This window comes from Thalassotalea eurytherma (assembly GCF_030161415.1).
GTDB classification, from domain to species: Bacteria; Pseudomonadota; Gammaproteobacteria; order Enterobacterales; family Alteromonadaceae; genus Thalassotalea_G; species Thalassotalea_G eurytherma.
Genome location: NZ_BSSU01000007.1, coordinates 59,738 through 72,732, shown reverse-complemented (window position 1 = coordinate 72,732; position 12,995 = coordinate 59,738). Strand labels below are relative to the sequence as shown.

Below are 12,995 nucleotides of genomic sequence, written 5' to 3'. Positions count from 1 at the left end.
GATAACTCGTTGGCGACTAAGTAAAAATGCAAATGACACACGCACAATATGCCAAACTAGTTCGCCTTGCGGCGTTTAGTGCTTTTTTTGGTGCCATCTTGATGATTGCTATTAAGTTATTTGCTTGGTTTGTTACCGATGCGAGTGCCATGCTTGCATCGGCAAGTGATTCTATTCTCGATCTTTTTGCTTCAAGTATTAATTTAGTCATTTTACGCTTTGCATTAGCACCACCCGATGAAGAACATAAATTTGGCCATGGCAAAGCGGAAAGTCTTGCTGGGCTTTTACAATCAGCTTTTGTTATGGGATCAGCGGGCATTTTGATGCTAGCAGGTATAGAAAGAGTATTATCGCCAGTGGTTATTAGCCAAGTGAGTGTTGGCGTTTGGGTAACGATAGCGTCATTAGCAATAACTTTTGTTGTGGTCGCTATTCAATCAATGGTCATTAAAAAAACAAAAAGTGTCGCGATAAGTGCTGATGCTTTGCATTACAAATCAGATGTTATCTTAAACCTTGGTGTTTTATTGTCGCTTGGTTTAACGCAATATTTAGCACCTGAAGTTGATGGTATATTTACTTGTTTGGTTGGAATCTATTTGTTTTGGGGCGGATTTAAGATAGTTTCAACGAGTGTTAAAGGCCTGATGGATGAGGAGATATCGCCGGAAGATAAAGATAAAATCGTTGGTATTATCAAAAGTCATCCGAAAGTATATGGCTTTCATGATCTAAGAACACGAACCTCTGGCCCAGTCTCGTTTATTCAGTTTCATCTCGAAGTTTCAGGAGATCTACCATTAAAAGTGGCACATGGGATTGGTGATGAAGTAGAAGCACTATTGAAAGTTCAGTTTCCAAACGCTGACGTTATTATCCATTTAGATCCAAATTAATCCTTCAGCACAATCTCACCAATTGATCTATTGGTGTTTTTCAAACCACGCTAAGGTTGCGTCAAGTGCAGGTGTTCTAATCTCATCTATTTCGAAAAATAACTCATGGTAAGCATTATCAAAAACTTGCGGCTTACCCTCTGGGCACGACTGTGGCTGTGCTTGGTGCAATTGCTGACAAAAACTAAACTGATCAATGTTGTCTACGACGGTATCACCGCCAGACTGAAGCACTGTTAAAGGTGTCGTGATGTTTGATAAGCTAGCGAAAATAGTTTCTCGAGCGATTAATGCTTGCTTCAACCATGCATTTGTCACCCCACCTAGTTGAATCTCAGGAGTGTTGTCGTAAACGTTTTTAAAGAAATCAAAGCGCTCTTTAGAGTGTGTTAACGCATTATCTTCAAAAGGGTATTGTCCATAGCCTTGCTGGCCTAGAAAATACTGACTTTCGTCATTAAAATTATTATCCCACCATACTCTTACGTTGATAACAGCACTCGCTAGCCACAAAGGTAAACCACCCGCGTTAATGCCTATCATTGGTGAAGCCAGCACCGCAGCTTGAATCTTTTCACTGTGTTTTGCCAAGTAAAGCGCTGAAATATTTCCACCCATTGAATGAGCAAGCAAAAAAGGCTTAGTGTTGGCAGGGCAGTTAGGTGAGACAATGTTATCTATAAAATAATCTAGGTCTTCGACATAATCATCAAAGCTTGCTACATAGCCTTTATGTGGATTTTGTAACATACGTTCAGAAATCCCTTGACCACGATGATCAATAATAAAGAGGTTAAAGCCTTGATTCGTTAGGTCATAGGCAAGCTCTTGGTATTTCAAATAACCTTCTGTGCGACCAGGCACCAACACGATACATTGCTTGTGGTTAGGGTTTGTAAAACTAGCATAGTTAACACGAAGATCATTAACGCCTTGGAAGGTGTCAAAATTACCTTGTTGCCAAGCACTTAAAATGGTCGGTGTGTTTGCAGGTAAACTTTCTTCTTGGCTATAGCCCTTGGCATGTAAATTCATAACAAATAGTAAAGGTATAAGGCTGAATAATGTAAAGTACTTAAATGCTGGCATTGTAAATCCATTTACCTGTTTGTTGGTGTTAGTGAGCTAAGCTAAATGAAAAGATTTTCGACATTTTGCTTTCAACTGCTTTGCCGTTTTCTTCTGCAGGTTTGAATCGCCATTGGCTCAACGCATTTCTAATCGCTGTTCTAAAGTAACTTACTTTAGGCTTGTACTCAAAATTGATGTCTTTTACGTAACCCTGTTTATCTATCGTAAAATTGACCAACATCTCGATTTCTAATTTTTTACGTTTCGCGACGATTGGGTATTTCGGCTCAGTTGATTTCACCAGTTTAGGTGCAATACTTTTCGGGAGTATTTCTATTTGTTTTGTTTCAACTGTTTTTTGTGGCTTTGAAATAGGCTTAATATCATTGGCTTGAGGCTGCCCGAGTGATTGTACTTCTTTTGCATATTTGCTTTCAGGAATCTTGGATTGGGCAATGATATCTAATGGCTTACTTGCGACTTCAGGCACTTTAGTAACAATGGTTTTTTCTTTCTTAGGCGCTACAACCTCATGAGGTTTTTCAATACGAGTTGCGTTCTTGAGCTCGGGGCTTTTACTGTTTTGCTCAACAACTTCAATCGCAGGCGACGGACGTTCATCTTCTTGATCAGATTGCAAAGTTGCCGGGCGAGAGTAGCTATTAGGTGATGATTTATAGTCATCTTCACCCAACAGTTGTTTAGCGATTGATAATGGCGGAAGTGTATCGTTTTCAAATAACGCGCTACTGGCTTCAAATACCGCTAAACTTTGTGGCTTAGCGACACTATTAATTAAGATGCTTGGCGTTGAACTTAATACCAGGTTATTCACTTTGGCCAGTTGACTGGCAGCAAATAATACAATTGAGCCAATCACGACAATAGACGCTAACCATTTACTGGTATCGTTAGATTGTGTGCAATGATGTGGTTGCACTAAACGTAAAATGCGCTCTTTTAAGTCTCCACCTGACGCTGCCATTGCCATCATAGGAATTGATTGATTACGATGCTTGTGACATAAGCTTGCGGTGTCGGCAAGCGTATGTGCATAAGCGATCGCATTACCACATTGCTTAACCGCCATGTCGTCACTACAGAATTCACGCTCAACACGCATCTGCTTAGAAATCCAATATATAACTGGGTGGAAGAACAAAATGATCTCAGCAAATGACTGCAACAAGTTAACCAAGTAATCGTGTCGACGAATATGAGCTAACTCATGCAAGATCAACATATCTAGCTGTGCGGGTGTTAAGCCGGTGACCATTGATGCTGGAAGCACGACGACCGGTTTCAAAAAGCCGATTGCCATCGGTACTTTTGTTTTCAAGGAAATACGGAGTTTGGGCAGTTTATCAAAGCCCATACGTTGACAAAGCTGTGTAAAACGTCGCTCAAGATTTAGACTCGCTTCAACGCTTTGCTCATAAGGTAAGCGGTTAACACTGCGCATTTCCAATAACATCTTTAAGGCAAGCAGTGCTGCAACGCTTAACCAGATAATGGTGAGGTGTGGCAGAGTCTCTGCAAAACTTTGTTGCCACAGTGCTTGTTCACTTTGGTTCTGGTTTAGATCGAATAGTGTTGCAATAGGCGACAATTGAACAGCTTGATTGACGATGTTTTCTGGCTGATAGATATAGAAAAACGTTATAAATGGCAGGAGTAGGCAACTAAACAGGGCAATCGTTGCAGCGATATAGCGCAATTGGGCGTTAGCTTTAGGTAGTAACCAAAATACTATTTTTAACACGAAGGCAACCGCCAACCCTTGCCACAAAAAATGTACAAGAGTAAGACCAATACTAGAAAGTAAGATGCTTTCGTCTAAAAGTATTTGCATAGTTTAAATTAGCTAACTTCCTGCTCGTATTTATTCAAAATCGTTTTAATGTCTTCAATTTCTTGCTTGGTCGTTGAGTCATCCAAGGCACGCATTACTAAGTTTGATCTTGAACCACCAAAAGCCTTGGTAATTAAATCTTTGAGTAAAGACGATTGGGTATGGGTTTGACTATTTGCCGCAGCATAAACATGAGCACGTTTACTTTCGTCTCGAATGACTAAATTCTTGTCATGCATGATTTGTAAAATTTTTAACACAGTTGTATAGCCAGTTTTTTGCGACAGGCTAATTTTTTCATGCACTTCGCGTACTGTTGCCGGGCCTAAATCCCACAGTACATTTAACAGCGAGAGCTCAGCTTCTGTAGGCTTGATTTCAGACTTATCATGAGCCATTTTGAGGATCCTTTACCAATTTCTAAGACGTAATACGATATCAATCGTATACGTTGTCGAAAATATCAGCAAGTAAAATGTGACATTTTCGTAACATTTACATTATCTAAGTTTGTCGAGAAAAGCACGACTTTGCTTGGGAAAATCAGTGAATATACCGTCAACGCCCAAAGCGTGGCACCACTTGATATCTTGCGTATTATTAACGGTATAGACCCAAACTTTCAACCCACGACGATGAGCATCGTCAATCATTGCCGGGTTAATACAGTCTATCGCCAAGTTGATGGAATATGCCGATAAATCTTGTGCAAATTTCGCATAACTACGTGGACTTGATGCTGATAACGCACCTAATTTGAGTGCAGGCATACGTTGTAAACTTGATGTAATTAACGTGTGATTAAATGACGACAAGGTAAATTGGTGCCATTGAAAGCTATGCTGTTCTATGGCATCGCAAATCACCTGTTCAATGCGTGTTAGGACTTCGTCGATTAGTCCATCAGGTGCTTCAACTGAAAACAAAGGAGCAGACTTCACCTCGATATTAACGTCACATTGTCCTTTGATCACACTCAATGCTTTTTCTAGCGTCGTTAAGGATGAGCCATCGGCAAATTCAATCGATAACAGCTCATCAAGTGTTAAATCATTGATGTGCTTTACATCAGATTTAAATAACAGATAGGTATCATGGGAAACGATCAAAGCACCACTGTGATGATACTGAACGTCGAGTTCTATCGCATCAGCACCATCAATAATGGCTTGTTTAAACGCGGGGAGCGTATTTTCAACATGTGTACCGCTAGCGCCACGGTGTGCAATGATCTTCATGATTTATACTAAATCTGCGTAATGCTCACCTAAACGAGTTACCGTTTTAGGGCCTGCGTCTTGATTAAACGTAACCATATTAGGTGCAAAAGTCGTAATGACTGTTGAGCCTAATTTAAAGCGTCCCATTTCATCACCTTTTTTGAACGTGATGGCGCCATGGCCAGTTGTCGGGTATCGCCATTTAAAAATATCTTTTCCTGCTGGTGGCGTGATAGTGCCTGCCCATGTCGTTTCAATACTTGCGACAATAGTTGCGCCAACAAGTACCATTGCCATTGGGCCTTTTTCAGTATCAAAGACTGCAACGACACGTTCATTGCGGGCAAATAAATCAGGAACATTGTTTGCCGTTAGTGGGTTAACTGAAAATAAATCACCCGGCACATAAATCATCTCTTTTAGGGTTGCATCCATCGGCATATGGATACGATGATAATCTTTAGGCGCAAGGTAGATACATGAGAATTTACCACCTTGAAATGGCGCTGATGTTTCTTCGTCACCACCTAAAAGGCTTTGTAAACTGTATTCAAAGCCTTTTGCCTGAATAAGTTGACCATCGACAATATCACCTTGTTGACTAATTGCCCCGTCTACTGGGTAACAAATGCTCTTTTCGTCGGCTAAAATTGGACGAGCACCTTCTTCTAATTCTCGGGTGAAAAAATCATTAAACGTTTTGAAGTCACTGGCATTTTTGAATTTCGCTTCTGCCATGTTGATGCCGTAGGCTTTAATAAACCACTCTATTGCTTTGGTTGTCATAGTGCCCATTTCTGCGGCGGCAAACTTGCCGACTAAACGAGAAATCAAATGCTTAGGCATAATGTATTGTAAAGTGATTTTTAATTTATCAATGAACACTTAATGATCCTTTAAAACTATTGGTTAAATCGGGTGGTTTGTAAATTTTCATGGATGCTCTCCATGATGCGTTGAAAACTTGCTAGGCGTTCAGGGTGTATTTTGCCTTCTTCTACTGCTTGCACAAGCGCACAACCAGGATCGCTTTTATGTTTGCAATCTCTGAATTTACACGTGCCTAGGAAATCTTCGAATTCTATAAAGCCGTCACAGACTTGGTCTGGCGTCATATGCCACAGGCCGAATTCTCGAATGCCTGGTGAGTCGATAAGATCACCACCTTCTGGAAAGTGATAAAGCCTAGCAACTGTTGTTGTATGTTGGCCTAGCCCAGAGTTTTCAGAAACAATTTTTGTTTCTAAGCCTAATTCAGGCATTAAACTGTTTGTTAGTGTGGACTTACCAACGCCAGATTGTCCTACAAATATACTCACTTTATCTTTTAGATGCGCTTTGATGTCATGTAAACCGTCACTGGTTTTATTACTTGCAAGAATCACTTGATAGCCAATATCTCGATATATTTGCAAGCTTTCTTCGATGGTTTTGAAAATATCATCATCGAGTAAATCAATTTTGTTTAACACAATAATCGGAGTGATATCAGTTTGTTCGCAAGCAACAATGTAACGGTCGATAATATCAGGGTTAAAAGCGGGGAGCACCGACGACACGATAAATATTTGATTGATGTTGGCTGCGACGGGTTTTACGCCGTCATAGACATCAGGCCTCGATAGTACACTTTGGCGTTCATGAACGGCTTCTATAACGCCTGATATCGTATGTTGAGTTTCTTTACCTTGGCGCCACATGACCTTGTCGCCACACACTAACGAGTCTATCGAGCGACGAATATTACAACGGAATATAGTACCATCAGATAACTCTACATCTGCATGTTGACCAAAACGGCTAATAACCAGGCCCTGAATCGGCTCTGATAATTCGTCGTCTTGCCATTGTATTTGGTCTTGTTTTTCAATTTTCTTCGCTTGATTCGCTTTGATCCGACGAAGTTGACCTTTTGTTAATTTTTTTGATTTAGCCACGTAAACTCAATTTTGTTAGTGATTTTAGTGTTGTACTAGGGTACATCTGGCGTATTATACTGTTTAATTGTCAATTCATCTAATGCTTGTCTACATTTAAAGAAGCAGCGTATTTAAGGAAAGTTATGAGCCAAAGCAATGACAGCAATTTAATTTGGTTAGATCTAGAAATGACGGGTTTGGAACCAGCGACTGATGTTATTTTAGAGATTGCGTCTATTGTTACTGATAGCCAGCTAAATATTCTAGCGGAAGGCCCTGTATTTGCGATTCATCAAAGCGATGATGTGCTAGATAATATGAGTGACTGGTGTATTGAACATCATGGTAAATCTGGCCTCACCCAACGTTGTCGCGACAGTAAAATTGACTTAGCAACGGCAACTAAAGAAACACTCGCTTTTGTTTCTCAATTTGTACCAGCGGGTAAGTCACCGATGTGTGGCAATAGTATTGGCCAAGATCGTCGTTTTATTAATCGATATATGCCTGATTTTGAAGACTACTTTCATTATCGCAACTTAGATGTGTCAACGGTTAAAGAGTTAGCTCGTCGTTGGAAGCCTGACGTGTTAGCGAAAGTGCAAAAGAAAGGCGTGCATTTGGCACTTGATGATATTCGTGAGTCAATTGAAGAGTTAAAAGTTTACCAAGAACATTTTTTTAAACTATAAAAAAAATGCTTAACAAAGAGCCTCTTTATCAATAAAGGGGCTTTTTTTATGGCAAAATTTTCTTTATTGCAGGTCAGACCAGTTTAAGGCAAAATGTTAAAAAATGATTAAAAGGTAATTGTCATGGCGAATAAGTTTTCAAAGGTAGTTAATAAAATCAATAAAGGGCCAGCGTCTCTTCGTCCATTTTTGCTAACCAAAGTATTTAACTCGCAAGTTAAATATGCAAAAACATCAAACGTAAAGTTGTTATCGGTGACTAACAGCGCTGTTGAGTTGAAAATTGAAAACAAAAAACGCGTGCAAAACCATATTGGTGGTGTTCATGCCATTGCCGCGTCTTTGTTGGCGGAGTCAGCAACGGGTATTGTGTTCGGCATGAACGTTCCCGATAGCCATGTTCCATTGCTAAAGTCGATGAAAATTGAATATCAACGACGCATGGTAGGTGATTTAACGGCTCACGCTACATTAACCGAAGAGCAAATTACGCAAATTGAAACGCAAGATAAAGGTGACATGATGGTGCCAGTGTCTATTACTGATGAGTCGGGTCAGCAGCCAATTGAATGCTTCATGGAATGGGCGTGGGTAGCTAAACGCCGAGATTAAATGTTAACGATTTGATAAATTTCAATTTCCCTGAAAACCTACTTACTTTATAGTAAGTAGGTTTTTTATTGAACGTACCAAATGAAAGGAAATTGTTTTGGCTGATAAAAAGTCAGGTTTTGAACTGCTCTATAACAAAGTAATTGGTATTACGTTTTTCTCTCTACTTATTGTTGGGAGTTGTGGCCTTTTCCTTTGGCAAAGCTATCAGCAAGATAAAGCTATTTCTGAGCAATATCTGCCGGCACTTGAACGCCAACAACAATTATCTGTTTTACTTGAGGAGGCTGATGAGGCCATCTCTGAGCTGCAACAAAAGCAAAGCGAATTAAGTTTTGCCGATCGTCACCAGAGCTTAGAAGAAAAACTCAACGACATAAAAAAAATTAGCGGTTTTGGACGCAGTTACTTTCCTTTTTTAAATGATGATGAGCTTGATAATTTAGTCTCGCGAATCACCAACAACGAAGCTCGTAATGCGACAATTACCGATGATGCGCTTGTTTTAATTAATTATGTAAATCACTCGATGATTGACCTAATTGCGGTGATGAGTGATCGCCAAGCAAATTTATACAATCAAGTGTTAGCCGACAAAGTCAGTGATCGAGTAACGGCTTCTCGCGCAATTGCTCACACCAATGTTAGCCATGATATTCAAGCCTACCAAGACGCAAATCGTCATATAAACCAAGTAGCAGATACATTAAGCCAATTAACCTACTTATCGTCGATTAATGAAATTGACGAGCTTGAGTTACATGCTGAAAAATTTAGTCAATGGCAGGGCGTTTACCAAGATCAATTACAGGCCGAAAATGATGAATTAGCTAACCACCTCAATGCGTTAAGTAATAATCTTTTTAGCGAGATTCGCCTTATCGCGAAATGGCGTGGACATATCCGTGTTAGTCATGATTATCTCGATAAACTGGTTCAGCAAAATGAAAAGCTGAAAAAAGTTGAAGACATTAATAAACGACCTATTAATAAGCCTATCCTTGGGCTTGCCAAGTTAATTGAGCAGTTTGGCGTGTCGCTTACGCAACGTCACCTTTATTTAGGGTTAGTCGCAATCCTGGGCTTGAGCCTATGTACCATCTTTTTATTGCTATCGGGCATGCTTAAACGGGTCAAGCAAACAGATGAGAAAACACAGCAACTAGTCACGACGTTAGTGAGCAAAAATCAAGAGCAAGATGTTGCGATTTCGATTGAAACTCATACACAACAAACCATTTTAGAACAACTAAATCATGTCTTTCAGCCCGAGCATGACGAGGTCGCCTATCAAAGTCTGTTAGGCGAATACCAAGATTTACTCGATGGGCTTATCGGGCATAACGTCATAACCATTATGCACGCCGAAAACAATCCGATGCTTGATGTTGAGCAGCAACACTTGAATTGGTTTAACAATCTAGCAAATTGTGATCATCAATTAAGCCAACTTAACTCGTGGCGTCGCCTGTTTACTCAAGCTCAATGTCATGAAATTATTGAAAAACTGCGAGCGCTAACACCTGAAAATAGTGTGCAAGTTAACGTGAAGATTGACGAAAGCCATCAAATAACGATTAAGTTTAGTGTCGTTAACAGTAAGTTATTTACCTTAGCTTACAACTCTTCAGCGCAATTACTGCAGGAATCAGAGTTCACTGGCTCTGCAGAACAATTGGCTCAGGCACAACAAAAGCAGTGGTTGGGCGAACAAAAAATCTTCAGCCATATTCAGCAGCAGCTGATTCGAAGCCATCTTAGCCAACAAAGTATTAAGCGAAGTGATAGAACGTCTTTAAAACTTGGTCAACAACTTAATCAATTAATTGAATGGAGTGAAGGTGGGCGATTGTGGGCACAAACACATATTGACGACACTAATTTATCGTTAACCGCCGTTGACCTATCACAGACCATCGCCGCACATGTCTATAATGCTCAGCTTAAAGCAGGCGCTGATAAACACATTAGTTTTGAGCACTTAACTAGTGAACAACTTGGTTTATCTACTATCAACGTTTTATTGGATTTACCAACTTATCATTACGTTATCGCGTATTTAATCGAGGCGCAGTTTACACAGCAGCCAGGTGGTTTAGCGCTAAGTACACATATTGTTGATCAGAATGCAGGGCAATTGGTTATTCGGTATCAATTTAACTATCAGCAAAAAGAAGCGTTATCGTCAATCCCACCAGCCATGTTGTTAGTCAGTCATCAACTTGAAAAACAGCCTAAGACACTCACCTTTGACCAAGCGTATTTTGCCCGCAGCTTGTTAACTTATTTGCATGCCGACAATATAGAATTAGTGCAAGAAAGCCATGGTTGGCAATTTGCGTTTGATTTACCACATGCGACACCAGACAACGTTGAAAAACTAAAAGCGCAGTGGGAACTACCTAAACTCGGCACACGTGTCGTTGTGATTGTTAAAGAGGAAGCGAATCGACAATGGCTGGACGCATTATTAAAGCCAGTATGTAGTGATGTAATTGCGGTGAGCAGTTTAGAGCATGCTCAAAGCTTCTTTGAAGTAAGCCGTCTAGAAAAACAAAAAATTGGCTTAGTGATTAGTGCCAATGAACAAGGGCATCATGATGCACATCAAATTAATACCTTGATCAAACAACTGCCTGAACGATTGATGCCTAAGTTGTTTATATTAAACGACGCACCTCAATTACCTCAAAGCCAATATGATAGTTATTCATTCAATATAAACATGAAACTGGCTGCTTGTTTATTAGCTGAGCTCAATCGTTTTTTATCTTCAAAAGCGCAACATAATTTGTCATATCAACATGACCAAATTCAATCGATAGATACGGTTAACACCAATATCAAAGTGCTGGTCGCTGTTGAAGATACAGTGAAGCATCAACCTTTAGCGTCACTACTGAATTGGTTAGGGTTAAATGTAACCATCGTAAGCTCATCGACTGAAGCACAAAACCAATGGGGCTGTGGTCTTCATCGTGTATTAGTAACAGACATGGCATTAGCGGATATTGATCAGCTTGCACATCATAAAAAGGTTAAGCGTTTAGTGATATCACTATCAGAACACTCGTTTAATGCAACCGATGTCATTGAAATAAAGCAACTATCGTTATCGTCAACGGCTGAGCAATGGGTTGAGTTGTTAAAACCGTGGTTAGCAGTTAAATCAGTGAAACAGCCTGAGCTAGCAAAACAAAAAACAGCTAGACCAACAAAGCCAGTTACTGATGAAAACGCACAAGTTGAGCCAGTTGAGGTGAGTTTTGATATTGAAAAATATGCACAAAACATGGGTGGACCAGAATTAGCTGCACTGATGGTTGATGATTATATGGAGCAACTGACAACAACCTGCGAACAGTTAAAGTATGCGTTGGCGGTCAAATCAACGGATAATGCAAAACAACAAGCACAAACCTTACAAAAAGTGAGTCAAATCATTGCCAGTAAAGCCTTGTATGCATGGAGTGAGCAATTGTTGCACTGCATTGAACATCAAGCGTTTAATGATGCACATCGACTAATGCCAGAGATAGAGCGAGATATTAAAGGGCTCGTCGCATTTGCCGAGGCAATTTAAGCGTCTCTAGGTAGGCCTTTTTCTATGCTGCGAACCAGGCGTGCTTGCAGCCTTTGATTCACTGGGATTATTTGCTGCTGCGCCTTGCTAAGCTGCTGGTCTAATGCCCAATCAATATGCTCTTTAACCATCTCACTAGCTGACTCTCGCTTTTGGTTTAATGCTGCCACTATGTCAGGATCATAGGTAGCATTGCCTAGGCCAACTGCGATATTTCTTTGCCAACAGTCAAAACCTATTCGTCTTATCGGAGAACCTTGCGTTTTCTCAAGAAAAGTTTCTTCATCCCATGAAAACACACCGAGTAATTCAATATTATCGAGGTCTTGTCGCGCTTGAAAGTCATCTTCTTGGCTCAGTTGGCCATACTTATTCCAAGGACAAATAAGCTGGCAGTCATCACAGCCATATATTCGATTACCGATTAACGGTCTTAATTGAACAGGGATCGCATCACGTAGTTCAATGGTTAAATAGGAGATGCATCGTCTTGCGTCAACAACGTAAGGCTCGACAATTGCTTGTGTTGGGCAAATTTTAAGACAGGCAACACACTGACCACATTGTTCGGGCACTTGTGTATCAACAGGTAGTGGAATGTTGACTAATAACTCTCCTAAGAAAAACCATGAGCCAGCTTGCTGATTAATCAACAAGCTATGTTTGCCAACCCAACCAAGACCTGCCTTTTCTGCTAGTGGGCGCTCGAGTATAGGTGCAGAGTCAACAAACGGGCGAAAGTCTAACGTTTCACAATATTGCTTAATTCTGTCACCTAATTGTTTTAAGCGTTTACGCACAAGTTTGTGGTAGTCACGACCTAAAGCGTAACGACTAACATATGCATGTTTGGGTTTATTCAGTATTTTGGCAAATTTAGCTTGCTGTGGTAGGTAATTCATCCGTGCGCTGATCACACGTATTGAGCCTGGATGAATCGCATCAGGTCTTGCTCTGGCTAAACCATGCTTGGCCATATAGTCCATGTTGCCGTGATAACTATTATCTAGCCAAGCTTGCAGTTTTTCTTCGTGCTCTGCTAAGTCAATATCGCAAATGCCAACCTGTGCGAAGCCAAGTTCAGTGCCCCAACGCTTGATTTTTTCTGCAAGTGCTTGATAGTTAATAGATGAGTTCACGAAAAATA

The 12,995-nt window shown here is 40.3% G+C and carries 11 protein-coding genes; 4 read left to right on the top strand and 7 right to left on the bottom strand.

What is annotated here, in order from left to right:
- The first annotated feature begins 32 nt into the window (after window positions 1-32).
- Window positions 33-899, top strand: a complete 867-nt coding sequence (locus QQK02_RS07780; protein ID WP_284207421.1) for a cation diffusion facilitator family transporter — start codon at window positions 33-35, stop codon at window positions 897-899.
- A 27-nt stretch (window positions 900-926) separates the two neighbouring features.
- Here the strand turns inward: QQK02_RS07780 and QQK02_RS07775 are convergent, their stop codons facing one another.
- From QQK02_RS07775 to rsgA, 6 genes are all read right to left on the bottom strand, one after another.
- Entirely contained in the window at window positions 927-1,988 is a 1,062-nt protein-coding gene (locus tag QQK02_RS07775; RefSeq protein WP_284207420.1) for an alpha/beta fold hydrolase, read from the bottom strand.
- A 28-nt stretch (window positions 1,989-2,016) separates the two neighbouring features.
- A complete protein-coding gene (locus QQK02_RS07770; protein WP_284207419.1) occupies window positions 2,017-3,822 on the bottom strand; it encodes a M56 family metallopeptidase in 1,806 nt (601 codons plus the stop codon).
- An 8-nt stretch (window positions 3,823-3,830) separates the two neighbouring features.
- A complete protein-coding gene (locus QQK02_RS07765) occupies window positions 3,831-4,220 on the bottom strand; it encodes a BlaI/MecI/CopY family transcriptional regulator (RefSeq protein ID WP_284207418.1) in 390 nt (129 codons plus the stop codon).
- A 102-nt stretch (window positions 4,221-4,322) separates the two neighbouring features.
- Window positions 4,323-5,060 carry a glycerophosphodiester phosphodiesterase gene (locus QQK02_RS07760; protein WP_284207417.1) on the bottom strand — a complete coding sequence of 246 codons (738 nt, stop codon included), beginning with the start codon at window positions 5,058-5,060 and terminating at the stop codon, window positions 4,323-4,325.
- A 3-nt stretch (window positions 5,061-5,063) separates the two neighbouring features.
- On the bottom strand, window positions 5,064-5,927 hold the full coding sequence (gene asd, locus QQK02_RS07755; protein ID WP_284207416.1) for an archaetidylserine decarboxylase: 864 nt from the start codon (window positions 5,925-5,927) through the stop codon (window positions 5,064-5,066).
- A gap of 17 nt (window positions 5,928-5,944) precedes the next feature.
- Window positions 5,945-6,979 carry a small ribosomal subunit biogenesis GTPase RsgA gene (gene rsgA / locus QQK02_RS07750; protein WP_284207415.1) on the bottom strand — a complete coding sequence of 345 codons (1,035 nt, stop codon included), beginning with the start codon at window positions 6,977-6,979 and terminating at the stop codon, window positions 5,945-5,947.
- Between the two features lie 125 nt (window positions 6,980-7,104).
- Between rsgA and orn the strand changes: the two genes are divergently transcribed.
- From orn to QQK02_RS07735, 3 genes are all read left to right on the top strand, one after another.
- On the top strand, window positions 7,105-7,653 hold the full coding sequence (gene orn, locus QQK02_RS07745) for an oligoribonuclease (RefSeq protein ID WP_284207413.1): 549 nt from the start codon (window positions 7,105-7,107) through the stop codon (window positions 7,651-7,653).
- Between the two features lie 123 nt (window positions 7,654-7,776).
- Window positions 7,777-8,265: a DUF4442 domain-containing protein gene (locus tag QQK02_RS07740; protein ID WP_284207412.1), complete on the top strand. Its 489-nt coding sequence runs from the start codon at window positions 7,777-7,779 to the stop codon at window positions 8,263-8,265.
- A gap of 97 nt (window positions 8,266-8,362) precedes the next feature.
- A complete protein-coding gene (locus QQK02_RS07735; RefSeq protein WP_284207411.1) occupies window positions 8,363-11,848 on the top strand; it encodes a hypothetical protein in 3,486 nt (1,161 codons plus the stop codon).
- On the opposite strand, the gene queG is transcribed toward QQK02_RS07735, so the two are convergent.
- Window positions 11,845-12,987, bottom strand: coding sequence for a tRNA epoxyqueuosine(34) reductase QueG (queG, locus tag QQK02_RS07730; protein ID WP_284207410.1), 1,143 nt, complete (start codon window positions 12,985-12,987; stop codon window positions 11,845-11,847). The genes QQK02_RS07735 and queG overlap by 4 nt on opposite strands.
- Between the last annotated feature and the right edge of the window lie 8 nt (window positions 12,988-12,995).

Coding starts and splice junctions, on each gene's coding strand:
- QQK02_RS07780 (WP_284207421.1), top strand. CDS start 33: ATGACACACGCACAATATGCCAAACTAGTTCGCCTTGCGGCGTTTAGT.
- QQK02_RS07775 (WP_284207420.1), bottom strand. CDS start 1,988: ATGCCAGCATTTAAGTACTTTACATTATTCAGCCTTATACCTTTACTA.
- QQK02_RS07770 (WP_284207419.1), bottom strand. CDS start 3,822: ATGCAAATACTTTTAGACGAAAGCATCTTACTTTCTAGTATTGGTCTT.
- QQK02_RS07765 (WP_284207418.1), bottom strand. CDS start 4,220: ATGGCTCATGATAAGTCTGAAATCAAGCCTACAGAAGCTGAGCTCTCG.
- QQK02_RS07760 (WP_284207417.1), bottom strand. CDS start 5,060: ATGAAGATCATTGCACACCGTGGCGCTAGCGGTACACATGTTGAAAAT.
- orn (WP_284207413.1), top strand. CDS start 7,105: ATGAGCCAAAGCAATGACAGCAATTTAATTTGGTTAGATCTAGAAATG.
- QQK02_RS07740 (WP_284207412.1), top strand. CDS start 7,777: ATGGCGAATAAGTTTTCAAAGGTAGTTAATAAAATCAATAAAGGGCCA.